Below are 22,327 nucleotides of genomic sequence, written 5' to 3'. Positions count from 1 at the left end.
GTACGCGTTTGGCCTGCCAGGCGGACCGTTACTGCGCGTCAAAGATGCCGAAACGCTGGGTGACATCTGCTAGCAGATGTGACAAACCGGGCGCCTGTGGGTAGAACAAGGGGCGGCTACGACGGCGACGCATGACCCGGAACGGGACTCGGAACGGGAATCTTTACCGCCGACCGGACGTTGACCGGATGACGACGACAGCGACACCTGTCCTGTGGGCGACAAGCCCGGGAGGCACGATTCATGAGTGAGCGAGCTCTTCGCGGTACGCGCCTCGTGGTGACCAGCTACGAGACGGACCGCGGTATCGACCTGGCCCCGCGCCAGGCCGTGGAGTACGCATGTGAGAAGGGGCACCGCTTCGAGATGCCCTTCTCGGTCGAGGCGGAGATCCCGCCGGAGTGGGAGTGCAAGGTCTGCGGGGCCCAGGCACTTCTGGTGGACGGCGACGGCCCTGAGGAGAAGAAGGCCAAGCCCGCGCGTACCCATTGGGACATGCTGATGGAGCGACGCACCCGCGAGGAACTCGAAGAGGTCCTCGAGGAGCGTCTGGCGGTGCTGCGCTCGGGGGCGATGAACATCGCGGTCCACCCCAGGGACAGCCGCAAGAGCGCGTAACGCGCACGACAGCACAAGTAACCGCGGGCGCCGTACACAGAAGTACGGCGCCCGCGGTTTCGTGCTGCCCGTGGAGACCTGCCCGCTGCCCGCGAAGACCTGCCCGCACGGGCCTCGGGGGTCTGTTCGCACGGCTCCGGGGGGTTTGCCCGCACGGCTCGGCTCGTCGCCCGACGGCTCGTCGCCCGACCGCTCGTGCGGACGGGGGCTGCACCTCAGGCCAGCCCGGACGGCCTGTCCGGACACCGGTTGACCGGCTCGGTCTTCCGCCGCCCGGACGCTACGGGCCGAGGGCTCAGCGGGTGAGCGGGGGCCACTGCTCCCCCGGTTCGGAGCGGTCCTCCCGGATGACCTCGCCCTGCACCACCTTGCCGTCGGGCCGGTGCATGCGGGCCTGCTGGAACACATTGCCCAGGCTGCCCGGGGCGGCCTTGCGCAGGCTCCTGTCCAGGGCGTTCTCCCCGAAGCGGCTCACCGCCTTCTGCACCGGCGGGAGCAGCAGGAGCAGACCGGCCGCGTCCGAGACGATACCGGGGATCATCAGCAGCAGGCCGGCGAGCATCATCAGGCCGTTGCCGCCGCCGCGCTCCGGCGAGCCGCCCTGCCGGAGCGCCTCGTTCGGGCTCCGGAAGGCGCGGCGGCCTGCCCGCTTGATCACCACGGAGCCGGCCACGAGGCCCGCCACGAGCAGCAGGAACACCGTGAGGCCGCCCGCCGCGCCCGCGACCAGGGTCAGCAGCCAGATCTCCAGCACCAGCCACGCGGCGATGCCCAGCGGCAGGTACCTGCGCAGCCTGGAGGGCCGGCGGCGGGCGGTGTACGGAGAGGTCGGAGCGCCAGTCGTCATGCTCCCAGTGTGCCTGGGCGCGGCTCAGCGCGGGATAAGGGATGACCGGCCCGCGCCGGGCACCGTGCGCCAGGGCCTCTCGTCCGGATCGTGCCGGGCTCGCGGGGCCCGGCACCGCTCCCCCTCTGTCGGCTTCACCAGAGCGGGAGGTGCCCCCCACCAGATCCCGCTCCCTGACCCGGCCTGACCCGGCCTGACCCGGACGAAGGACCCTAGGCGTGCTTGTCCTTGTCCTTGTCCTTGCCGGTGAGCTTGCCGATGCGGTCCCCGACGCCCCAGGCGGTGACCCGCCACAGCGCCTCGACCACGATGTCCCGGCTCATCTTGGAGTCGCCCAGCTCGCGCTCGACGAAGGTGATGGGGACCTCGACGACGTGGTAGCCGGCCTTCACCGCGCGGCGGGCCAGGTCGACCTGGAAGCAGTAGCCCTGCGAGGCGACCTCGCCGAGGCCGAGGCCCTCCAGGGTCTCGGCGCGGAAGGCCCGGAAGCCGCCCGTCACGTCCCGGATCGGCACGTCGAGCATGAGCCGCGAGTAGGTGGAGCCGCCCCGCGAGAGGAACTCCCGGGACTTCGGCCAGTTCACCACGCGGCCGCCGGGCACCCAGCGGGAGCCGAGGACCAGGTCGGCCCCCTTGAGGGCGGTGAGCAGCCGGGGCAGTTCCTCGGGCTGGTGGGAGCCGTCGGCGTCCATCTCGATCAGCACGCCGTAGTCCCGCTCCAGGCCCCAGCGGAAGCCCGCGAGGTAGGCGGCGCCGAGGCCCTCCTTGCCCTTGCGGTGCAGCACCTGGACGTGGTCGTCCTCGGCGGCCAGCTCGTCGGCCAGCTTGCCGGTGCCGTCGGGGCTGTTGTCGTCCGCGATCAGTACATGCGCCTCGGGGACGGCTTTGCGCACCCGGCCGACGATGCTCTTGATGTTCTCCGCCTCGTTGTAGGTCGGAATGATCACCAAGGCCGTGCCGAGCGGGCCGAACTGCCTCCCGTGGGCCTTGGCCGCGAGGGTCCCGTCGCCGTCGTTCACTGCTGCCCCTTCATGTTGTTACTCAGGGGTCCACCATAGTGGCCACGGCCTGGGATGACATGACATCGCCTACGTATGGTGGTGTCGATTCCACGAGAGCGGGGTAAGAATGCGGTTTTCGGCTGGCCCCCACCGCTCTCCCGGTACCTTCGAACACCGTGACTTTCGTACCTCGGCGGATGGGGGCCCGGCGCCCTTCGGGCCGACCTGGGACCCGCTGGCTGCGGATCGACCGAAAGCCGTTGTCTACTGAGCGCCCGGGCCCCACCCGGGTCACACCTGGCCGACCAGCTGGAACGTTCCCTCGTCGGCGCGGGCGCTGAGCCTGGCTCCCAGTGGCGGTGCCCCGGTGCGGCACACCGTCCCTGACCCAGCGGCGCTGCGACGAGCCGTCTGAACGCTCCCCGGTCGGGCGTCCGGTGGTGGACTCGGACGAACCTACCGGCCCCTGGCGGCCGACTGTCAACAGCCGCCCCACCTGGCCCGACCACACCGGTGGCGGGGCCCGTGGAGAGGATGCGCAGGTCGGGCGGCGGGACCGCGGCGGGGGCCCGCCGCCGCGCCACCCGGGGAGATCACTCGCCCGGCCGTACGAACACCGTCCGTCCGCCCACCACGGTCCGCAGGCAGACCGGCAGGTCACGGCCCGGGGAGAGATCGGGCAGGCCGGGGGTGCCCGAGCGCGGGTCGGTGGACCAGCGGGCCACCCGGTCGTCGGGAGCCTGCACGATCAGCTCGTCCGTCCGCCAGACGGCGTAGTCGGCGGGCGCGCCGGGGACCAGGACACCCGCGTCGTCCCGGCCGACGGCCCGCCAGCCGCCGCGGGTGTGCGCGGTGAACCCGGCGCGGACCGAGATCCGGTGCTCGGGCGTGTGGTGGAAGGCGGCGGCACGGACCGTGCCCCACGGGTCGAGCGGGGTGACCGGGCTGTCGGAGCCGAACGCCAGCGGTACGCCGGCGCGGAGCAGCGCGGCGAACGGGTTGAGGGCGCGGGCCCGCTCCGCGCCCAGCCGACGGGCGTACATGCCCTCCTCGCCGCCCCACAGCGCGTCGAAGGCGGGCTGGACCGAGGCGATCAGGCCCAGCTCGGCGAAGCCGGCCACGGTCTCGGGAGTGAGCATCTCGGCGTGCTCGACGCGGTGCCGGGCGGCGCGGATCCGGGCGAGGCCCAGCTTCTCGGCGGCGGTGTGCACGCCCTCGACCACAGCGGACACGGCCGCGTCGCCGATGGCGTGGAAGCCGGCCTGAAGACCCGCCTCGGTGCAGGCCACCACATGGCCGGCGACGGCGTCGGCGTCCAGGTAGGCGGTGCCGGTGTGGCCGGCGTCGGCGTACGGCTCGTGCAGGCAGGCGGTGTGCGAACCGAGGGCGCCGTCGGCGAAGAGGTCGCCCGCGGCACCGACCGCGCCCAGTTCGCGCGCCTTGGCGGTGTCCTGCTCGGCCCAGTAGCCGACCACGCGCGGCCCCGGCTCCTCGGCGGCCAGCCGCAGCAGGGCGGTGAAGTCGTCCTCGGAGGAGATCTGCGGGCCGCCGCACTCGTGCACGGTGCCGATGCCGAGGGAGGCGGCGTGGGCCAGGGCGGTGCGCTGGGCCTCGGCGCGCTGGGCGGGGGTGACGGCGGCGAGGGCGGCCTCGCGGACGGCGTGGTGGGCGTCCCGGGTGAGCGGGGCGTCCTCGCGGGCAACGTCACCGGGGACCAGGTCCAGCAGGGCGGTGGTGACGACCGCCGAGTGCACGTCGATGCGGGACAGGTACAGGGGGCGTCCGCCGGTGGCCTCGTCGAGCTCCTCGCGGGTCGGCGGGCGGCCGCCGGGCCAGCGGGCGGCGTCCCAGCCGTGGCCCAGCAGGACCCGGTCGCCGGGGCGGGCGGCGGCGAACTCGCGGATCCGCGCGAGGGCCGCCTCCAGAGAAGGGGTCCCGGACAGGTCGAGGCCGGTCAGGGCGAGGCCCGTGGCGGTGGTGTGCACATGGGCGTCGGTGAAGGCCGGGGTGACCAGGGCGCCGTCCAGGTCGACGACCTCGTCCACGCCGTCGGCGAAGGCGTCGGCGGCGCCCTCGGAGCCGACCCAGGCGACCTGGCCGCGCTCCACCACCATCGCGGTGGCGAAGGGGTCGGCCGGGCTGTGCACCTCCCCGCGGCGCAGGAGGACGGTCTCGGGCTCGGCGGACTGCTCACTCATGGGGCACAGTCTCTCGCGTGCGCGGGGCACGCCGGGCACCGGGGCGGCCGGTTCAGATCTTCGGGGGACGCGCCTCGTACGGGGTGGACAGGACCACCGTGGTGCGGGTGGAGACGCCGGCCAGCGAGCGCAGCCGGGCCAGCAGTTCCTCCAGTTCGTGCGGGGTGGACACGCGCACCTTGAGGATGTAGTTCTCGTCGCCGGCCACGCTGTGGCAGGCCTCGATCTCGGGGACGCCGGCGAGGCGGTCCGCGATGTCGTCGGGGGCGCTGGGGTCGAACGGTTTCACCGAGATGAACGCGGTCATGGGCAGCCCGATGGCCTCCGGGTCGACCACCGCGGCATAGCCGCGGATGACGCCACGCTGCTCCAGCCGGCGCACCCGCTGGTGCACGGCCGACGTGGACAGGCCCGTGGCCTTGCCCAGGTCTGTGTAGCTCATCCGCCCGTCCTTGACGAGCAGCTGCACGATCTGTCGGTCCAGCTCCTCCATGCCGACAGAACCTACAGGGCTCTTGATCTCATCGGATACCGGAGAGACGCAGGTCATTCCCCGTTCGGCAGAAAAATCGCCGGGACGGGCACCTCCGAGCGGCATGTGACGAACACCACACGGCACGAGCGGGCTCCGTGATGTCTTCGTGATTACCGCCGAGAGCGGACGGGAAGTGCTTGCTGTGGTCGAGGCCGCAGCGCCTTCTCGGCCCAGCCTTAGGGGGAGAAAACCATGCAGAGTACCCATCGCCCTGGTCGATCCGCGTCCGCACGGCAGCAGCAGGTCGCCGAGCCCGAGCCGGAGGGTGTCGGAGCCGACGCCTTCGAGGACGAGCTGGACGCCTATGACACCTTCGAGATGTACCGGGTGATCTGCCCGGACTGCGCGCAGCCGATCGCGCTGCTGGCGGACGAGGAGTTCCTGCCGGAGCACGCGCTGTGCGCCTCGCCGTGGAACCCGTTCGGGCTCACGGTGTGCGCGGGTACGGGCCGTTCGGCGGCCGGGGCCCGCCCCGCGGACGAGTCCTTCGAGCCGCAGGAGCAGGACATGGCCCTGCTGCTGACGCTCCCCCAGGGCCTGGACTGGCGGACGCAGCCCTTCTCGCACGTCGGCGGCCCGGGCTCGCGCCCGATGCGCGTGCCGGCGATGCGCCGCCAGGCCGCCTGAGCCGCCTCACCCCTGCCAGTACGTGCCCTGCACCATGGCGCGCAGACTGCCGTGGTGCAGGATCAGCGTGTCCGGGTCCGCCGGGACGGCGGCCTCCCCGAAGTGCACCTGCCGGTAGGCGATGCGCAGCATGACGATCGCGTGCCTCAGGGCGGCGTACAGGGTGTAGAAGTCCATGTCGCGCGGGGTGTGGCCGGTCAGCCGCGCATAGCGGGCCTCGACCCGGTCGCGGCGCAGGAGACCGGGCAGCCCCCGCTGTCCGGAGCCGGTCGTGAGGTCCTGGAAGAACCGGTGCAGGTAGATCGTCCAGCCGAGGTCCACCTCGCGCGGGGCGAGCGCCGCCATCTCCCAGTCCAGTACGGCGACGGGGTCGAAGCCGTCGTAGACGACGTTGCCGATGCGCGCGTCCCCCCAGGTGAGGACGGGTTCGCCGGGTTCGCGGGGCCACAGCTGCTCCAGCCGGTCGAACGCGGCCTCGATGAGGGGCGAGCGGGCGAGACCGTCGGTCACCCAGGCGTAGTAGGCGCGCTGGGCCGTCACGTGCCGGCGCAGTGCGTCGCCTGGGCCCGGCAGGGCGAGGAACCCGGCCTCGGCCGCCGGGATCCGGTCGTGCAGCCGGGCCAGCAGGCCGACCGTGGCCGCCTCCAGGTGTTCGCGTTCGGCCTCGCTCGCAGCGTGCAGCCAACTGCCCTCGTAGGTGTAGGGCATGACGTCCGGCGGCACACGGCCGGCGACCCGTTCCATGACGAAGAACGGCGCCCCGAGCGGGGCCGGGTCCTCCTCCAGCCACAGCACGCGGGGCACGGGCACGTCGGTGCGCTCGGCGACGAGCTTCAGGGTGCGGTACTGGCGGGCCAGGTCGTACTCCGGGAAGACGGTGTACGCGGCGGGGTCCGCGGCCAGCCGCAACGCGCAGGAGGGGACGGGCGGCCGGGGGTGGTCGAGGTCGAACAGCAGGGTCTCGCTGGACATGCCGTTGGAGGCCGGTACGGTGACGCCGGCCGCCTCGGCGCCGGGCAGCCGGGTGCCGAGCCAGGCGGTGAGGCGCCGGGTCAGTTCCCCGGGGTCCCGGGTGCTGGTGCGGGGGCGCGGAGCGGTGGCCATCTCGTCCTCCCTCAGGGCGCGACCGAGTCGAAGCCGGTGAAGCCGCTCGGATCGTGCCGGCCGAACGAGCCGTGCTCGAAGACGCCGTATCCCGTCCGCCCGTCGAGCCGGAACCGGGCGGAGTGGTCGGTGACGCCGTAGCCGGCCAGGGGGTGGGGCAGGGTCATGTCGTAGGTGCGGCGGTCGGTCCAGCCGGGGCCCCGCCAGGCGCCGTGCTGCCAGTCGTCCGCCGGCGGGTAGCCCGCGCCGAGGGCGAGCGGCGACGAGGCGAGGATCTCGACGTCCAGCTTCAGCGGCGCCCGGGCGTCGCCGAGGTGGACGACCGCCCGTTCCGGGTGACGGGTGCCGGAGCGGTAGCCGATCTCGGTCTGCGGCCAGCCCAGTTGGCGGTCCCGGTGGCCGGGCCGCACGAGGGTCGCGTCGTTCAGGCAGCGGTGGCCGTCGGCGTCCTCCTGGGTGACGACCATCAGGAAACGGTCGTCGAAGCGGACCGGGCACCAGATCCAGTGGAAGCCCTCGGCGGGATGCTCCGCGGCGAGCCGGCCTCCGTCCTCGCCGGGTATCGGCCGCACGCCCCAGCTGCGGTCCCGGGTGCCGGTCCAGTCGTCGGCGGTGACCCGGAACTCGGTTCCCGCGGCCCGGATCACGCCTTCCGCCGTGCCGGCCTGGACGAAGCGGCGGCCCTCCAGGGTGAGCCGGTCGCCCCGGCGCTGGAGGTGGTGCGGCTCCCAGAGGGCGGGGAAGGCGGCGGTCCAGGTGAGGTCGTAGGACAGCTGCTCGTCCTCGCAGATCAGGCGCAGCCGTTCGAGCGGGCGGGGGACCTCGATGCGCAGGGGACCGACGGCGAGCCGCATCCGGTCCTCGCCGAGGGCGTCCGAGGCGCGTACGGCGTGCAGGGTGTCCCCGGTGCGGAGGGTGGCGTAGGCGTCGATCACGCCGAGGTTGGGGTAGACGCCGAGGCCGAGGATGAGCAGTGCGCGGCCCTCGTGGTCGAGGACGTGGAAGATGCAGCGGTCGTAGGCGTTCCGGTCGCCGGTCGCCACGTGCTTCATGGAGAGCGGCACCTGGTGCACGGGGTACTCGTCAAGCGGTACGGGACGGTCGTCGGCCACGCGCACACCCCCTGGTCGATGGTCAGCTGACGGTACGTCAGCCGACCGGAGGTGGCCAGAGAGTGGACCGGACGGGTATGGACTGACGCACGATTCCGCCGGAGGGTGACCTGTCCGGCCGTCGCCGCGTTGCCCGGGTATGACCCCCACGTACCCGGCGACCGGGCGTCAGCGCCGAATCTTCGTCCCTCGCCCGGCAGAATCGGTTCCGCCGCCCGCGCCGCAGGACCCGCCGATCTACCGCGATCTGATGCGGGCCTGGGCCGACCGGGGCCGCACCCTGCCGGGCCGCCACGACCCGGAGTGGATCAGGCTGGCGGCCCCGACGGTCCTGACGGGCCAGTTCAGCGACCTTCTGGCCCCGCCACGTGACGGGCGATGACCATGCGCTGGATCTGGTTGGTGCCCTCGACGATCTGCAGCACCTTGGCCTCGCGCATGTAGCGCTCGGCCGGGAAGTCGGCGGTGTAGCCGTAGCCGCCCAGTATCTGCACCGCGTCCGTGGTGACCTTCATGGCCGCGTCGGTGCAGTGCAGCTTGGCCATGGCGGCCTGCTTGGCGAACGGCCTGCCCGCGTCCCGCAGCCGGGCCGCGGCCAGGTACAGCGCGCGGCCCGCCTCTATCTGGGTGGCCATGTCGGCGAGCATGAAGCGCAGACCCTGGAAGTCGGCGATGGGCCGGCCGAACTGGCGGCGCTCGGTGGCGTAGCGGACCGCCTCGTCCAGGGCGGCCTGGGCGACGCCGATGGCGCAGGCCGCGATGCCGAGCCGGCCGGAGTCGAGCGCCGACAGGGCGATGGAGAAGCCCTGGCCCTCCTCGCCGATACGCCGGTCGTCCGGGACGCGGACGCCGTCGAAGTGCACCTGCGCGGTGGGCGAGCCCTTCATGCCCATCTTCTTCTCGGGCGCCGCACCGCTGAGGCCGGGTGCGTCGCCGGGCACCAGGAAGGCGGTGATGCCGCGCGGGCCGTCCTCGCCGGTGCGGGCCATCACGGTGTAGAAGTCGGCGATGCCGCCGTGGGTGATCCAGGCCTTGGTGCCGTCGATGACCCACTCGTCACCGTCCCGGACGGCCTTGGTGCGCAGGGAGGCCGCGTCGGAGCCGGAGGACGGCTCGGACAGGCAGTACGCGCCGAGCAGGCCGCCGCCCAGCATGGCGGGCAGGTGCTCGACCTGCTGCTGCTTGGCGCCGTAGGTGGCGAGCGAGTAGGACGCGAGCGTGTGGACGCTGACGCCGAGGCCGACGGTGAGCCGGGCCGCGGCCAGCTCCTCCAGGACCTGGAGGTAGACCTCGTAGGGCTGGTCGCCGCCGCCGTACTCGGCGGCGTACGGCAGGCCCAGCAGGCCTGATTCGGACAGCAGGGTGAAGATCTCGCGCGGGAAGCGTCCCGCGTCCTCCTCCTCCGCGGCCCTCGGCGCGATCTCGCGCTGGGCGATCTCCCGGACGAGGGCGAGCAGATCCCTCGCCTCTTCCGTCGGCAGTTGACGCTCCACCGGCTGCGGGTCGCGGTCGGACATGGCGTCGGGCTCCTCCCTGTTCGGATACCGGCGGTACGGCCCGTGGTGGGGGCGGCTCCGCCTGATCGCTGTGCCGACGGCGCCCGCTCCCGGGTCTCGGAAGCTGCTGACCAGCGGCATGCGCTGTGAGTATGCCCGATCGGCGACCTCCCGTCACCAGTTAACGACCGCTCACTTCAGGAATCCAGTCCGGGCACCCACCAGGGCGGATATTGGTCCGAACCATTGACCTAATGGTCTAGTCCTCCTACTGTGCATGACCAACGCTTTACCGCGTTCATGCCAATCGGCGCGCGTTCCCCTCCCCCCACGAGGAGACACCCGATGCACACTCCCCAGCGCTCCCTCGTCCGGGCGCTCGTCTCGGCCGCGTGTACCGCCGCCCTCGGAGCCGGCCTGCTCGCCGGCACGGGCACGGCGACCGCGGCGGCACCGAGCGCCCCGCAGGTGAAGGCCGGCTCCAAGGTCGTCGGCTACTTCACCGAATGGGGCACCTACGACCGCAAGTACTACGTCAAGAACATCGAGACCTCGGGCTCCGCGGCGCGGCTCACCCACATCAACTACGCCTTCGGCAACGTCACCGGCGGCAAGTGCGCGATGGGCGACTCCTACGCGGCCACCGACCGGGCCTACACGGCGGCCGAGTCCGTCGACGGCGTCGCCGACACGTGGGACCAGCCGCTGCGCGGCAACTTCAACCAGTTGCTGAAGCTGAAGAAGAAGCACCCGGGTCTGAAGATCCTGTGGTCCTTCGGCGGCTGGACCTGGTCCGGCGGCTTCGGCGAGGCCGCGAGGAATCCCGCCGCGTTCGCCCAGTCCTGCTACGACCTGGTGAAGAACTCCAAGTGGGCGGGCGTCTTCGACGGCATCGACATCGACTGGGAGTACCCGAACGCCTGCGGCAACAGCTGCGACACCAGCGGGCGGGAGGCGTTCAGCAACCTGATGGCGGCCCTGCGGTCGAAGTTCTCCGGGAGCCTGGTGACCGCGGCGATCACCGCGGACGCCACGAGCGGCGGCAAGATCGACGCGGCGGACTACGCCGGCGCCGCCCGGTACGTCGACTGGTACAACCCGATGACGTACGACTACTTCGGCGCCTGGGACGCGGCCGGCCCGACCGCCCCGCACTCCCCGCTGAACTCCTACCCGGGCATCCCGAAGGCGGACTACCACACCTCGGCGACCGTCGCCAAGCTCAAGGGTCTCGGCATCCCGGCCTCGAAGCTGCTGCTCGGCATCGGCTTCTACGGCCGCGGCTGGACCGGGGTCACCCAGGCGGCCCCCGGCGGCACGGCCACGGGCCCCGCGGCCGGCACGTACGAGCAGGGCATCGACGACTACAAGGTGCTCAAGACCAAGTGCCCGGCGACCGGCACGGTGGGCGGCACGGCCTACGCCAAGTGCGGGAACAACTGGTGGAGTTACGACACCCCGGCGACCATCGCCACGAAGATGGCGTACAAGAACCGGCAGGCGCTCGGCGGCACCTTCTTCTGGGAGCTGAGCGGCGACACCGCGAACGGTGAGCTGATCAAGGCGATCAACTAGCGCCGGGGCACTCGACCGCGAGCGGAGGCCGCCGGGTCTCCGCTCGTCCGCTCTCAGCCGTCCCGGCGGGCGGGCGGCGGGGCCGGGTAGGCGGGGTCCAGCTCCTCGATGGCGCGCAGGGCTCCGCCGAGCGTCTTCACCAGCAGCTCGCGCATGGTGTCGCGGGCCAGTTCGGGGCGGTCTGTCCAGGCCAGGGTGGCGCCCTCCACGCTGCACACCCAGGCGAGCAGGCCCATCCGGGCCGCCGGGGCGATGTCGGCCCGGCCGTAGGCACCCTCGGCGATCGTGGCGATGATCGCCTCGCGCACGCCGTCGCGGATCGCGTGCACCTCCGTGTCGAAACCGACACCGCCGCTGACGATGGTGCGGTAGGCGGCCTGGTGGTTCTCGGCGTAGCGCAGGTAGCCGTCGATGGTGCGGTGCACGCGGTCCACGGCGGGCAGCCGGAGGCCGCCGGCGGCGGAGGTGACCAGCTCGGCGACGGAGTCCTGGATGATCGCCAGGTAGTAGCCGCGCTTGGACCGGAAGTAGTAGTAGATCAGACCCTTGGCGACCCGGGCGTGGCGGGCGATGTCGTCCATGGACAGCGCGTCGTAAGACGTGTCGGCGAACAACTTCCGCCCGATGGCGATGAGTTCGGCGCGACGCGCCGTGGAGCGCTCGGTGCGGCGCACCTGGGTGGCGGCACGCTGCTGCGGCAAGTTCACGATCGACCCTGTCTAGGCGCGGCGGGACATCCGCAGTATGTCAGAACATGCCGCGCCCGGAGGCGGTCGGTACCGAACCGTCCGGGCGGTCGGTCAGAGAGTGCCGGAGGGCCCTGCGGGATCGGCCGGGGTCGTGCCGGATCGACATGGGGCCGGATCGGCCGGAGAACCGGATCCGCCGGAGAGCTGGATTCGCCGGAGGGCCCGTGGGGCGTGGGCTCAGAGCAGGCCGAGCTGGGTCACGAGCATCGCGAACACCGCGACGAGGACCCAGCCCATGACGTGCTCGACGATCTCCGGGCCGTCCTCCTGGGGACCGCCCGTGCGGACGCGGGTGGCGGTGGCCGGGTGTGCGGTCATGGTGTTACTCGCAAAGGTCGGACGTACATGGTCGAATCCCCCCGTCACATCCGTCCACCTTGCCATCCGCGACGACGTTCGGGGCGATGAGCTTGCTCACACGCCCCGGGCCGGGTCAGTGCACGCCCACCGCGGCGAGCGCCTTGCGCTGGCGCGGGCTCGGGTGGGCCGGGAAGTAGAGGTAGCAGACCCCTCCGGTGCCGGAGACGACCTTCCCTGAGGCGTTGTACCGCTTGGTCCGCAGCCAGATGTTCTCGAACTCCCGGCGCAGATACACCCGTCGCACCGCCTCGTCGCCCGGCGAGGCCGGATCGTTCGCGATCACGTCGCCGTCCGCCGTGAAGCCGATCACGGTCATCAGGTGCCCGGAGGTGCCGTACCCCGCACCGGTCAGTTCGTCCTTGCGGAAGGACTGGGACGTTATGGCCGGGATCCCGGACGCGATCAGCGTCTCCAGGTCGGTGAGGGAGGCGAGCCGGGTGACCACGGCCTGGAGGCCCTCGAAGGTGGCGGCGTAGGCCGCGTTGAAGGGCCAGTTGCCGCAGCCCTCGTACTGGTAGTCGTAGGTGAAGCGGGCCGCGTGGTCGACCTGCGGGTCGGCGTAGGCCGGGTCGACCCAGGACAGCTGCTCGCGGGTGAGCCTGCCGCCCCAGTACTCGATGATCATCTGTGAGGAGGTCGGGCTGCACCACGCCTCGCCGCCGCTGTCGTACTCGGGGTACTGACCCTTGTGGATCTCCTGCGAGTAGCGCGGGACGGCCAATTCCTGGGCGAGGCCGGGGGTGGAGGCCGGGACGGTGAAACGGTCGGGGATGTCGGAGCCCATCGCGCCCAGCCGCCAGACGGTCGGCGTGAGATGCGTGCCGGGCCGGCGGTACAGGGTGAGGCGCAGCCGGTACGACGTCAGGCGCAGCCCGGTGCTCGCGTCGTCGATGGCGAAGGTGTCGGTCCAGATGGTGCTCCTGCCGTCGGTCTGGTCGTCCACCGAGGTCCGCCGGATGTCCTGGTCGCCGGCCGCCCAGCGGCCCATCACGTACCAGGGCGTGTCCGTGCCGTCGGAGTACGTGCCGAGCAGCTCGACCTGGAGCCAGGTGCCGTCGGGGGTGTGCGCGTTCCAGGAGGCGACGACCTCGGTCGCGGGCACGGTGAGCCGGTGCACCGGGGAGGTCCAGGTGGCGTACTCCCAGGCGGCGGTGGTGCCGGTGTGCGGGTCGGTGTAGTCGGTACGGCCGGCGGGGGCGCCGATCACGACGCCGGGCCGGCGGCCGGCGACGGGCCGGGCGCCCTGCGCGGTCCCGCAGCGCCAGTCGCGGTGCGTGGTCCAGGCGTGGTAGTCGATCGGGCGGTCCTGCGCCCGGCCCGGATCGCCGGTGTCGGCGGGACGCGGTGCCGCGGCGGCAGCGGGGGCGGCTGTGCCGGTCACCGCCGCGGCGACGGCTACCGCCAGGACGGTTCTGCGGGACGGCTGTTCGGCTCTGCTCATGGGCGCGATGACCCCCAGGGTGTCCGAGTCGGGCTGGTCCGGTGCACGTTGTGCGCCAACTATGGAGCAGGCCCGGCCCCCCGGCCAGCACTTCGGCGCATGCCGCGACACGAATATTGGTCTGGACCAGTGGAAGGGGTGTGACCCGGGCCGGGGGGCCGCCGACGCGGGGCCCCCGAACCCACCCGGGCCGGCCTGGGGGCGCCTCCCGGCCCGGGTGAGCGCGAGCCGTGGCTCGTCAGACCAGGTCCATCGCCGCGACCTCGTCGGGGCGGCCGTAGCTGACCGGGCCCTGGAAGCGGCGGCGGGCGGTGGCGAACCACCACACCGTGGCCACCAGGAGGACGACGGCGAGCGCGATCGGCGCGTAGTTGAAGGAGTCGACGGTGATCGGCGAGGCCTGGGGCAGCATGAACAGCACGCTGCTGAGCAGGATCCAGACCACCGCGAGCCAGCCGACCGGCCTGCCCCAGCGGCCCAGGTGCCAGGGGCCCGGCTGGAACGCGTCACCGAGCCGCAGCCGCAGGAAGATCGGCACGGCGTAGGCGAGGAAGAGCCCGACCACGTTGACGCTGACGATGGCGGTGAACGCCGTGTGCGACCACCAGCCCGGCACGACCAGGGCCAGCGAGCAGGCGACCGCGAGCCACACCGCCTTCACCGGCGTACGGGTGCGCAGTGAGACCGAGTGCCACCAGCGGGAGCCGGGCATGGCCCCGTCCCGGGAGAAGGCGAAGATCTGCCGGGTGTTGCTGGTGAGGTTGGCGAGGCCGCAGAAGAGCATCGCGCCGATGACGATGAGCAGCATCACCTTGGCGGTGCGCAGGCCGAGCCCGTCGATGAGGATCTGGACGGGCGGCGCGGCGGCGCCGGCCACCTCGGCGTAGTCGCCGATGCTGTAGACCAGTGCGAGCATCAGGATCAGGCCGGTGATCGCCGAATAGCCGACGGCGCGGGTGATGCCCTTCGGGGCGCTGACGGTCGCGTGGACCGTTTCCTCGGACATGTGGAAGCTGCCGTCGAACCCGGTGAAGGTCCAGCTGGTCACCAGCAGGCCGAGCATGCCGCCGTAAAGCCCGTTCGTGAAGCCGGTGTTGTTCTCGAAATGCGTGACGAAGGACGCCTGCTGATGCTGGTCGGGCATCACGATGAGTGCCCCCACGATCACGACGAGTCCGATCAGCAGCCACCACACGGAAATGCGGTTCAGCACGGCGACGAGCTGGACGGTGTAGGTGTTGGCGAGCCCCTGAAGGATGATGATCAGCGCCGTGATCAGGACCGTCTGGTGCGCGGTCGGCCGGTAGGAGGGCCACTGCAACTGCACGAAGACCTGGATGAAGGTGGCGGCGGCGTATCCGGTGGCGGCGGTGCCGCCGATCTGGCCCACGAAGTTCAGCCAGCCCGTGAACCAGGACCAGGCCCCTTTGTGCCGCTTGGCCAGTTTGCCCGCGGAGAAGTACAGGGCGCCGCTCGTCGGATAGGCGGACGCGACTTCCGCCATGGCCGCACCGATGAGCAGAACCATGAGCGAAACGCCTATCCAGCCGAACACGAGAATGCGGGGGCCGCCCGCGTTCAGGCCGAATCCGAAGGACGAGAAAATACCCGAGAGGATATTGATGATGGTGAAGGAGATCGCGAAATTGTCGAACGCCTTGAAGCGCCGGGTGAGCTTCCGCGGATAACCCATCGCATGCAGGGTGGCGTCGTCGTCGAGCACGACGGTGTCCGCGGCCCGGGCCCGCGCCCGGGGAGTCGACATCCGTTCCGACACGGATCGGCCTTTCTCTCGATGGGGCAGGGGGCGAGTCTCTCGATGGGGCAGGGGGCGAGTCTCTCGATGGGAGAGGGGGACGAGCGGGGTCAGCCGGGCCCCGGGACGGGCAGGCCGCAGGCGCGCCGGGCCCGGGAGAGCTGCTCGGCGGGGTCGCCGAAGGCGCTCCATGGCATGCGCGAGGCGTACGGGCCCATCGCCGTGAAGACCGCCCGGGCCTCGAACTCGCGCTGGCCCATGACCAGCGCGTGCGCGAGGTAGGCCAGGTCGAGCACCGGGGTGAAGCGGTATCCGGCCACCGAGGGCAGCCAGTTCTGGTAGATCGAGAGTGTGGTGGAGCGCCACTGGGGCTGTTCCCAGACCCGGTCGGCGAGCAACTGGGTGGGGTTGTAGTTCTCCACCAGGGCCACCAGGGGCAGCAGCCGGAGAGGGGAGTCGCCGGGCGCCCGCTGACTGAGGAAGGCGGCGACGTCCCAGGCCGCGGTGACCGAGCCGCCGTGCCGCGTGAAGAAGCAGGACAGGAAGCGGTGGTGGGCCTCGCGGTGCCAGGGGTCCAGGGACAGGATGTGCGCGAACAGCCGCCAGGGGCCGGGCGGGGCGGTGAGCAGGCCGTGCGGGGCCGGGTCGCGCAGCCGGTGCAGCCGGGCCATGGCGAGCCGGGCGACCCAGGGGGTGGGGTCGGCGGGAGCCGCGCCGGTGGCCCGGTCGCAGGCGGTCAGCGCGATCCGCTCCAGCGCCTCGGCACGGTCGTCACGCGCGTCGGCGGCCCGCAGGGCGCGCTGCACCGCGACCCGGGCCCACATCAGCGCGGCCTCGGGGGTGGGCTCCTCGTCCAGCCAGCGTTCCACCAGGTCGGTGCCGGCCGCCTCGGAGGCGAGGACCAGCGAGCGGTGGGCACGCAGGGCGAAGTCGGAGCGGGTCTCGGCGAGCGCCTCGTGGGCGGCCCGATATCGTCCGGCGCGCACGTCGACGCATACGCTCGCCAGGGCGCGGTCGTCGGCCGCCGGATGCCACACGTACTGCCCTTCGAATAACTCCGCGGCCATGTCCCCCTGCCAGTCCCCGTGCGTCGCATCACGTTGCGCAGGAGGCACCTTACTCAGCGTGGGCCACGCCCGGAACGCCGAATTCGACATATCGGTCAGGGGATTCGGATTGTTTATCGATGCCCTTGACTGGCCGCCAGCCGATGATTCAACACGTGACTTTTTCTCGGTCCGGCGGCGCCCGCCGGCCGGGCCGTCATGGGCCGCCACTAGACTGTTTCACGGAAAACCCCCCACACCGCATCACACCTCGGGAATCGCCATTCACGACCTCGCCGCCCGGCTGCGCCGGCTCCCCCCTTCGCTGGGGCCCGTCCGGCTGATCGGCGTCGACGGGCACGCCGGATCCGGGAAGTCCACCTTCGCCGGACGGCTGGCGCGGGCACTGGGCGGTGCTCCGGTACTCCACCTCGACGACATCGCCAGCCATGGCCAGCTCTTCGCCTGGACCGGCCGCCTCATGAACCAGGTGATCGAACCGCTGGCGCGCGGCGAGAGCGGGCACTTCACCCCGTACGACTGGCGGGCCCGCGCCTTCGGTGCCGCGCTTCCGCTGCCGGCCGCGCCCGTCGTCCTGATCGAGGGCGTCGGCGCCGGCCGCCGTGCGCTGCGGCCGCATCTGGCCGGGCTGCTGTGGATGGAGCTGCCCCGGGAGGAGGCGTGGGCGCGCGGCCGGCGGCGGGACGGGGCGGAGCAGCGGGAGTTCTGGGACGGCTGGGTCGCGGCGGAGCGAGCGCACTTCGCCGCGGATCCCTCGCGCCCCCATGCCGATCTCCTGGTGCTCCAGCGACGAGAGGGGTACGAGGTGCTCCCGGGACCGGGCGCGACGCCCGGAGCCGGCGAAGATGTGACGCTGAGTGAGGGATCATCCCCGATGTGGTGAAGTCGTGAAGAGCCTTGCGAGACAACTTCTCGGACTGCCTCAACTGCGCTTGACCCGGGGGCCGTACAGGTCTTACGTTCTCAATGTGCGGCTTTCGGAGCCGCCCATCGACACGAAGCCCCCGGTTGTTCCCCCGTGACCGGGGGCTTCGTTCTGTCCGCGGGACCGGAATTCCGGGTGCCCCGCGCACCGGTCCTCTCACCCTCGGTCACGAAACGCCGTGCGCCCCGTCTGCTCCCGCCTGGCCGAACCTCCCGTGCGGCACCCTTCGGCCCGCGCCGGTACCGCGGGTACGATGCCCTCGGTGCGACCTTCGGGCGGCTGCCTCGCGCACCTGCAACTCCGGTCCGCGGCACAGCGGTTCGACCGCGGCGGCCGTCGGGTGACTGCCCGGTGGTGAACCACGGGGACACGGTCTGTGGGGGGACGTGATGGACTTCGGCACGCAGGGCCCCGAGGCCCCGGCCGACCTCGCCTGGCTGCGGGGGGTGGACGCCTACACGATGGGTGCCTACCCGCAGGCGGAGGAGGAGTTCCGCGCCGCGGTGCGGATGGACGCGGGCATGGCGGACGCCTGGCTCGGGCTGCACGCGCTGCGGATCGACACGACCACCGCGCTGCTGCGGATGTTCCGGCACCGCGACCGGTTCGGCGAACAGCGCGCGCGGCACCGCCGGACCCTCAACTCCTGGTACTGGCTCGGCTGGTGGGTGCAGCCGGTGCTGGAGAGCCCGCGTGATCTCCTGCTGGCGCACGCCTCCCACTGGCTGGACGGCCGGCATGTGCCGGAGCTGGACCGCGCCCTCGCCGGGCTGCCCCCGGTCGACGCGGACGCCCAGGTCCGGTTCCTGCACGCCTGCCGCGCCTATCTGGTCAAGGACTGGGAGCAGCTGGTCCGGCACACCGACCCGCTGCTGGACGATCCCATGCTCGGCATCGAGGCCGGCCTGTTCGGCGGCATGGCCCGGGTCCGGCTGGAGATGTACGGCCAGGCCGAACCGCTGCTGTCGGCGGCGCTGATGCGCTGCCGCAGCGAGCAGCCGCAGCGCAAGGAGCTGCGGTACTGGCTGGCCAGGGCCCATGAGGGCACCGGCCGCAGCGCCGCGGCGCTCCCCCTGTACCGGGCGGTGCACCGGGTCGATCCGGCCTTCATGGACACCGCGGCCCGGCTAGCGGCGATCGCCGAGGGCGACGGGTGGGACGAGACGGCCGACCTCGCCGCCATCACGCTGGCCGGCGCGGGACTGGACACGGTGGACGGGCCGGACGGGTTCGATCCGCTGTTCGGGACGGAGGGCCGCGATCTGCGGCTGCCGGAGCCCGACCTGCCCACCGGGCCGCTGCCGTCGGTGACCGATCCCTCGGTGCGGACGAAGACGGGGCTGTCCGGGACGAGTGCCTCGCCGATCCCGGCCGGGCCGACCGATCCGGCGTTACTCGAGGAGGCGCTCGCCGAACTGGAGCGCATGGTGGGCCTGGAGCCGGTGAAGCGCCAGGTCAAGGCGTTGTCCGCGCAGCTGAACATGGCGCGGTTGCGGGCCGGGCAGGGGCTCCCGGTGCAGCCGCCCAAACGGCACTTCGTCTTCTCCGGCCCGTCCGGCACGGGCAAGACCACGGTCGCGCGGATCCTGGGCCGGGTGTTCTACGCCCTCGGCCTGCTCGGCGGCGACCACCTCGTGGAGGCCCAGCGGGCCGACCTGGTCGGCGAGTACCTCGGGCAGACGGCCGTGAAGGCCAACGAGCTGATCGACTCCGCGATCGGCGGGGTGCTGTTCGTGGACGAGGCGTACGCGCTGTCCAACTCCGGGTACGGCAAGGGGGACGCGTACGGCGACGAGGCGCTCCAGGTGCTGTTGAAGCGGGCCGAGGACAACCGGGACCACCTGGTGGTGATCCTGGCCGGTTACCCGGAGGGCATGGACCGCCTGCTCGCCGCCAACCCCGGCCTGTCGTCCCGGTTCACGACCCGGGTGGACTTCCCGTCCTACCGGCCTCCGGAACTCAGTGAGATCGGGAAGGTCCTCGCGGCGGAGAACGGGGACGTGTGGGACGAGGAGGCGCTGGAGGAACTGCGTTCCATCGCCGGGCACGTCATCGAGCAGGGCTGGATCGACGAACTGGGCAACGGGCGGTTCCTGCGGACGCTGTACGAGAAGAGCTGCGCCTACCGGGATCTGCGGTTGTCGACGTACGCCGGTGCCCTGTCCCGGGGGGATCTGGCGACCCTGCGGCTGCCCGACCTGATGCAGGCGTACGGGGAGGTGCTGTCGGGACGGGGGCCCCAGGATCCCTCTGCCTACTGAGTACCGGGAGGGGGCGGGGCCGGGTCGGCCACTCTTCCTGTTGCGCACCGGGACGGGGCCGGGTCGGTCCCTCTTCCTGTTGCGCACCGGGGCGGGTGCCGGTCGTGCCATGCCTCTCCTCCAGATCAGGCCGGGCACGCGGGGCCTGGCACCGCGCCCTGAACCGGCCTGATCCGGGCGCGAGACGCTAGGCCATGGCCTCCTCCGGCTCCCCGCTCACCCTCGGCTCGGCCAGCTTCACGTCGGCCGTCTCCCGGTGCGCCGGGTCGCGTACCTCTCCCACCAGCAGCTCCAGCACGTCCTCCAGGGCGACCAGGCCGAGCACCTTGCCGGTGGCGTCGGCCACCTGCGCCAGATGCGTGGCCGCCCGGCGCATCACGGTGAGGGCGTCGTCGAGCGGCAGCTCGGCCCGGAGCGTGGCCATGGGGCGCCAGACGTGCTGCGGGACGGCCCGGTCGGAGTGCTCCAGATCGAGGACGTCCTTCACGTGGACGTACCCCATGAACGGACCCTTCTCGCCCGCCGCGACCGGGAAACGGGAGTAGCCCGTGCGGGCCGTCAGCTCGACGATCTGCCCGGGGGTGACCGACGGGGTGACGGTGACCAGGGACTCGCGGCGCAGCAGGACGTCCGTCACCGGGCGGGAGCCCAGTTCCAGTGCGTCCTCCAGGCGCTCCCGCTCCTCGGGGTCGAGCAGGCCCGCCTGGCCGGAGTCCTCCAGCAGGCGGTTGAGCTGCTCGGTGGTGACGACCGCCTCCACCTCGTCCTTCGGCTCCACCCGGAACAGCCGCAGGATGGCCTGGGCGCAGGCGCCGAGGGCCACGGTGATCGGCTTGCAGAGGCGGGCGAACCAGACCAGGCCGGGGCTGAGCCAGAGCGCCGCCTTCTCGGGCGCCGCCATGGCCAGGTTCTTCGGCACCATCTCGCCGATGACCAGGTGGAAGAAGACCACCGCGGCCAGGGCGACGACGTAGCCGAGGGGGTGGATCATGCCGTGCGGCAGGTGGATCCACTCGAACAGCGGCTCCAGCAGGTGCGCCACCGTCGGCTCGGCGACCGCGCCGAGCGTCAGGGAGCACACGGTGATGCCGAACTGGGCGGCGGCCATCATCTGCGGCAGGCGTTCGAGGCCGTACAGCACCTGGCGCGCCCGGGCCGTGCCGAGCGGTTCGATCTGGCTGCGGCGGACGGAGACGAGCGCGAACTCGGCACCGACGAAGAAGCCGTTGGCGAGCACGAGCAGCGCGGCGAAGACCAGTTGGAGGACGCTCATCGGGCGGCCTCCAGCACGCCCGCCGCCGGGGCCGTCCTGACCAGGCGGACCCGTTCGGCGCGGTAGTGGCCGACCTGGCGGACCGAGAGCCGCCAGCCGGGCAGTTCGGCCTTGTCGCCCGGGGCCGGGATCCGGCCGAGCAGATCGGCGACCAGGCCGGCGACGGTCTCGTACGGGCCCTCGGGCACGTCCAGGCCTATGCGCAGGAGGATGTCGACGCGGCAGCTGCCGTCCACGTCCCAGGCGGGCCGGCCGTCCTCGGGCGGGGCGGGGGCCAGCTCGGGCATGTCCTTGGCGTCGTGCTCGTCGCGGACCTCGCCGACCAGTTCCTCGACGATGTCCTCCAGGGTGACCACGCCGGCCGTGCCGCCGTACTCGTCGACGACGACCGCGATGGGCTGCTCGCTGCGCAGGCGGGCGAGCAGGGGCTGGACGGGCAGGGTCTCGGGGACCAGGAGCGCCTTGCGGGCGATGCGGCCGACCGGGGTGCGCAGCCGGTCGTGGACCGGGACGGCGAGCGCGTCCTTGAGGTGGGCCATGCCGACGATCTCGTCGATCTTCTCCCGGTAGACGGGGAAGCGGGACAGGCCGGTGGCGCGGGTGAGGTTGACGACGTCCTCGGCGGTGGCCGAGTCCTGGAGGGCGCTGACCTTCACGCGCGGGGTCATGACGTGCTGTGCGGTCAGCTCGCCCAGGGACAGGGTACGGACGAACAGGTCGGCCGTGTCCTGCTCCAGGGCGCCGGCCTGGGCGGAGTGCCGGGCCAGGGAGACCAGTTCGCCGGGGGTGCGGGCGGAGGCCAGTTCCTCGGCGGGTTCCACGCCGAGGGCGCGGACCAGCCGGTTGGCGACCGTGTTCAGCGCGGAGATCACCGGGCGGAACAGCCGGGCGAAGCGGTGCTGCGGGCCGGCGACGAAGCGCGCGACCTGAAGCGGCCGGGACACCGCCCAGTTCTTGGGCACGAGTTCGCCGATCACCATCTGGATCGCGGAGGCCAGCAGCATGCCGACGACCACGGCGACGCCGGAGGCGGCACCCGCGGGGATGCCGATCGCGGCGAACGGGCCGCGCAGCAGCCCGGCCAGGGCCGGTTCGGCGAGCATGCCGACGACCAGGGAGGTGATGGTGATGCCGAGCTGGGTGCCGGAGAGCTGGAAGGACAGCTCCTTCAGCGACTCCACGACCGTACGGGCACGGGGGTCGCCGTCGGCGGCGGCCTTCTCGGCGTCTTGGCGCTCCACCGTCACCAGGCCGAACTCGGCGGCCACGAAGAATCCGTTGGCGACAATCAGCAGGAACGCCGCTCCGAGGAGCAGCAGAGAGATGGTCACGCTGCCACCGCCTTCCCGTTGTTCCGGGCAGGGGTGGCGCAGGTACTACAG

Annotated in this window: 19 protein-coding genes; 5 read left to right on the top strand and 14 right to left on the bottom strand. The window is 72.2% G+C overall.

Going from position 1 to position 22,327, the window contains the following annotated elements:
* The first annotated feature begins 243 nt into the window (after window positions 1-243).
* Complete coding sequence (locus JK361_RS32590; protein WP_003977404.1) at window positions 244-618, top strand: RNA polymerase-binding protein RbpA; 375 nt, start codon at window positions 244-246, stop codon at window positions 616-618.
* 295 nt (window positions 619-913) lie between these two features.
* On the opposite strand, the gene fxsA is transcribed toward JK361_RS32590, so the two are convergent.
* The 4 genes from fxsA to JK361_RS32570 all read right to left on the bottom strand — a co-directional run bounded on the left by fxsA (window position 914) and on the right by JK361_RS32570 (window position 5,157).
* Window positions 914-1,465, bottom strand: coding sequence for an FxsA family membrane protein (fxsA, locus tag JK361_RS32585; protein ID WP_201825257.1), 552 nt, complete (start codon window positions 1,463-1,465; stop codon window positions 914-916).
* Window positions 1,466-1,677: 212 nt separating this feature from the next.
* Window positions 1,678-2,484 carry a polyprenol monophosphomannose synthase gene (locus JK361_RS32580; RefSeq protein WP_201825255.1) on the bottom strand — a complete coding sequence of 269 codons (807 nt, stop codon included), beginning with the start codon at window positions 2,482-2,484 and terminating at the stop codon, window positions 1,678-1,680.
* A 575-nt stretch (window positions 2,485-3,059) separates the two neighbouring features.
* Entirely contained in the window at window positions 3,060-4,664 is a 1,605-nt protein-coding gene (locus tag JK361_RS32575) for an amidohydrolase (RefSeq protein ID WP_201825253.1), read from the bottom strand.
* Between the two features lie 52 nt (window positions 4,665-4,716).
* Complete coding sequence (locus tag JK361_RS32570) at window positions 4,717-5,157, bottom strand: Lrp/AsnC family transcriptional regulator (RefSeq protein ID WP_201825251.1); 441 nt, start codon at window positions 5,155-5,157, stop codon at window positions 4,717-4,719.
* A 234-nt stretch (window positions 5,158-5,391) separates the two neighbouring features.
* Between JK361_RS32570 and JK361_RS32565 the strand changes: the two genes are divergently transcribed.
* Window positions 5,392-5,826 (top strand): hypothetical protein, encoded by a 435-nt coding sequence (locus JK361_RS32565; RefSeq protein ID WP_201825249.1) that lies wholly within the window; start codon window positions 5,392-5,394, stop codon window positions 5,824-5,826.
* Window positions 5,827-5,832: 6 nt separating this feature from the next.
* Here JK361_RS32565 and JK361_RS32560 read toward each other — a convergent pair whose 3' ends face one another.
* The 3 genes from JK361_RS32560 to JK361_RS32550 form a co-directional block, all read right to left on the bottom strand.
* Window positions 5,833-6,930, bottom strand: a complete 1,098-nt coding sequence (locus tag JK361_RS32560; protein WP_201825247.1) for a phosphotransferase family protein — start codon at window positions 6,928-6,930, stop codon at window positions 5,833-5,835.
* A gap of 11 nt (window positions 6,931-6,941) precedes the next feature.
* A complete protein-coding gene (locus tag JK361_RS32555; protein WP_201825245.1) occupies window positions 6,942-8,042 on the bottom strand; it encodes an Rv3169 family protein in 1,101 nt (366 codons plus the stop codon).
* A 344-nt stretch (window positions 8,043-8,386) separates the two neighbouring features.
* The gene (locus JK361_RS32550; protein ID WP_201825244.1) at window positions 8,387-9,559 is read right to left on the bottom strand and encodes an acyl-CoA dehydrogenase family protein; all 1,173 of its coding nucleotides are present in this window, start codon (window positions 9,557-9,559) and stop codon (window positions 8,387-8,389) included.
* A gap of 324 nt (window positions 9,560-9,883) precedes the next feature.
* Here JK361_RS32550 and JK361_RS32545 point away from each other — a divergent pair, with 324 nt between their 5' ends.
* Window positions 9,884-11,113 carry a glycoside hydrolase family 18 protein gene (locus JK361_RS32545; RefSeq protein WP_201825242.1) on the top strand — a complete coding sequence of 410 codons (1,230 nt, stop codon included), beginning with the start codon at window positions 9,884-9,886 and terminating at the stop codon, window positions 11,111-11,113.
* A 53-nt stretch (window positions 11,114-11,166) separates the two neighbouring features.
* On the opposite strand, the gene JK361_RS32540 is transcribed toward JK361_RS32545, so the two are convergent.
* The 5 genes from JK361_RS32540 to JK361_RS32520 form a co-directional block, all read right to left on the bottom strand.
* Window positions 11,167-11,820 (bottom strand): TetR/AcrR family transcriptional regulator, encoded by a 654-nt coding sequence (locus tag JK361_RS32540; protein WP_372448763.1) that lies wholly within the window; start codon window positions 11,818-11,820, stop codon window positions 11,167-11,169.
* A 219-nt stretch (window positions 11,821-12,039) separates the two neighbouring features.
* Window positions 12,040-12,180: an SCO1431 family membrane protein gene (locus JK361_RS32535; RefSeq protein ID WP_201825240.1), complete on the bottom strand. Its 141-nt coding sequence runs from the start codon at window positions 12,178-12,180 to the stop codon at window positions 12,040-12,042.
* A gap of 115 nt (window positions 12,181-12,295) precedes the next feature.
* Window positions 12,296-13,663, bottom strand: coding sequence for a C39 family peptidase (locus JK361_RS32530; protein WP_201825237.1), 1,368 nt, complete (start codon window positions 13,661-13,663; stop codon window positions 12,296-12,298).
* Window positions 13,664-13,901: 238 nt separating this feature from the next.
* Window positions 13,902-15,428: an amino acid permease gene (locus tag JK361_RS32525; RefSeq protein WP_236053902.1), complete on the bottom strand. Its 1,527-nt coding sequence runs from the start codon at window positions 15,426-15,428 to the stop codon at window positions 13,902-13,904.
* Between the two features lie 101 nt (window positions 15,429-15,529).
* Window positions 15,530-16,486, bottom strand: a complete 957-nt coding sequence (locus tag JK361_RS32520; protein WP_201825233.1) for a hypothetical protein — start codon at window positions 16,484-16,486, stop codon at window positions 15,530-15,532.
* Between the two features lie 262 nt (window positions 16,487-16,748).
* Between JK361_RS32520 and JK361_RS32515 the strand changes: the two genes are divergently transcribed.
* Entirely contained in the window at window positions 16,749-17,369 is a 621-nt protein-coding gene (locus JK361_RS32515; RefSeq protein ID WP_201825347.1) for a uridine kinase family protein, read from the top strand.
* Window positions 17,370-17,800: 431 nt separating this feature from the next.
* Complete coding sequence (locus JK361_RS32510) at window positions 17,801-19,672, top strand: AAA family ATPase (protein WP_201825231.1); 1,872 nt, start codon at window positions 17,801-17,803, stop codon at window positions 19,670-19,672.
* Between the two features lie 187 nt (window positions 19,673-19,859).
* Here JK361_RS32510 and JK361_RS32505 read toward each other — a convergent pair whose 3' ends face one another.
* Both JK361_RS32505 and JK361_RS32500 read right to left on the bottom strand, forming a co-directional pair.
* Entirely contained in the window at window positions 19,860-20,945 is a 1,086-nt protein-coding gene (locus tag JK361_RS32505; RefSeq protein WP_201825229.1) for a hemolysin family protein, read from the bottom strand.
* On the bottom strand, window positions 20,942-22,276 hold the full coding sequence (locus JK361_RS32500) for a hemolysin family protein (RefSeq protein WP_201825228.1): 1,335 nt from the start codon (window positions 22,274-22,276) through the stop codon (window positions 20,942-20,944). Before JK361_RS32500 ends, JK361_RS32505 begins: the two co-directional genes overlap by 4 nt.
* Window positions 22,277-22,327 lie beyond the last annotated feature (51 nt).

Source organism: Streptomyces musisoli, from assembly GCF_016741855.1.
Lineage (GTDB): Bacteria > Actinomycetota > Actinomycetes > Streptomycetales > Streptomycetaceae > Streptomyces > Streptomyces musisoli.
The sequence above is the reverse complement of the archived record's forward strand: the minus strand, read 5'-3'. Positions and strand labels throughout refer to the sequence as shown.

Coding starts and splice junctions, on each gene's coding strand:
- JK361_RS32590 (WP_003977404.1), top strand. CDS start 244: ATGAGTGAGCGAGCTCTTCGCGGTACGCGCCTCGTGGTGACCAGCTAC.
- fxsA (WP_201825257.1), bottom strand. CDS start 1,465: ATGACGACTGGCGCTCCGACCTCTCCGTACACCGCCCGCCGCCGGCCC.
- JK361_RS32575 (WP_201825253.1), bottom strand. CDS start 4,664: ATGAGTGAGCAGTCCGCCGAGCCCGAGACCGTCCTCCTGCGCCGCGGG.
- JK361_RS32570 (WP_201825251.1), bottom strand. CDS start 5,157: ATGGAGGAGCTGGACCGACAGATCGTGCAGCTGCTCGTCAAGGACGGG.
- JK361_RS32565 (WP_201825249.1), top strand. CDS start 5,392: ATGCAGAGTACCCATCGCCCTGGTCGATCCGCGTCCGCACGGCAGCAG.
- JK361_RS32560 (WP_201825247.1), bottom strand. CDS start 6,930: ATGGCCACCGCTCCGCGCCCCCGCACCAGCACCCGGGACCCCGGGGAA.
- JK361_RS32550 (WP_201825244.1), bottom strand. CDS start 9,559: ATGTCCGACCGCGACCCGCAGCCGGTGGAGCGTCAACTGCCGACGGAA.
- JK361_RS32545 (WP_201825242.1), top strand. CDS start 9,884: ATGCACACTCCCCAGCGCTCCCTCGTCCGGGCGCTCGTCTCGGCCGCG.
- JK361_RS32535 (WP_201825240.1), bottom strand. CDS start 12,180: ATGACCGCACACCCGGCCACCGCCACCCGCGTCCGCACGGGCGGTCCC.
- JK361_RS32530 (WP_201825237.1), bottom strand. CDS start 13,663: ATGAGCAGAGCCGAACAGCCGTCCCGCAGAACCGTCCTGGCGGTAGCC.
- JK361_RS32525 (WP_236053902.1), bottom strand. CDS start 15,428: ATGTCGACTCCCCGGGCGCGGGCCCGGGCCGCGGACACCGTCGTGCTC.
- JK361_RS32520 (WP_201825233.1), bottom strand. CDS start 16,486: ATGGCCGCGGAGTTATTCGAAGGGCAGTACGTGTGGCATCCGGCGGCC.
- JK361_RS32510 (WP_201825231.1), top strand. CDS start 17,801: ATGGACTTCGGCACGCAGGGCCCCGAGGCCCCGGCCGACCTCGCCTGG.
- JK361_RS32505 (WP_201825229.1), bottom strand. CDS start 20,945: ATGAGCGTCCTCCAACTGGTCTTCGCCGCGCTGCTCGTGCTCGCCAAC.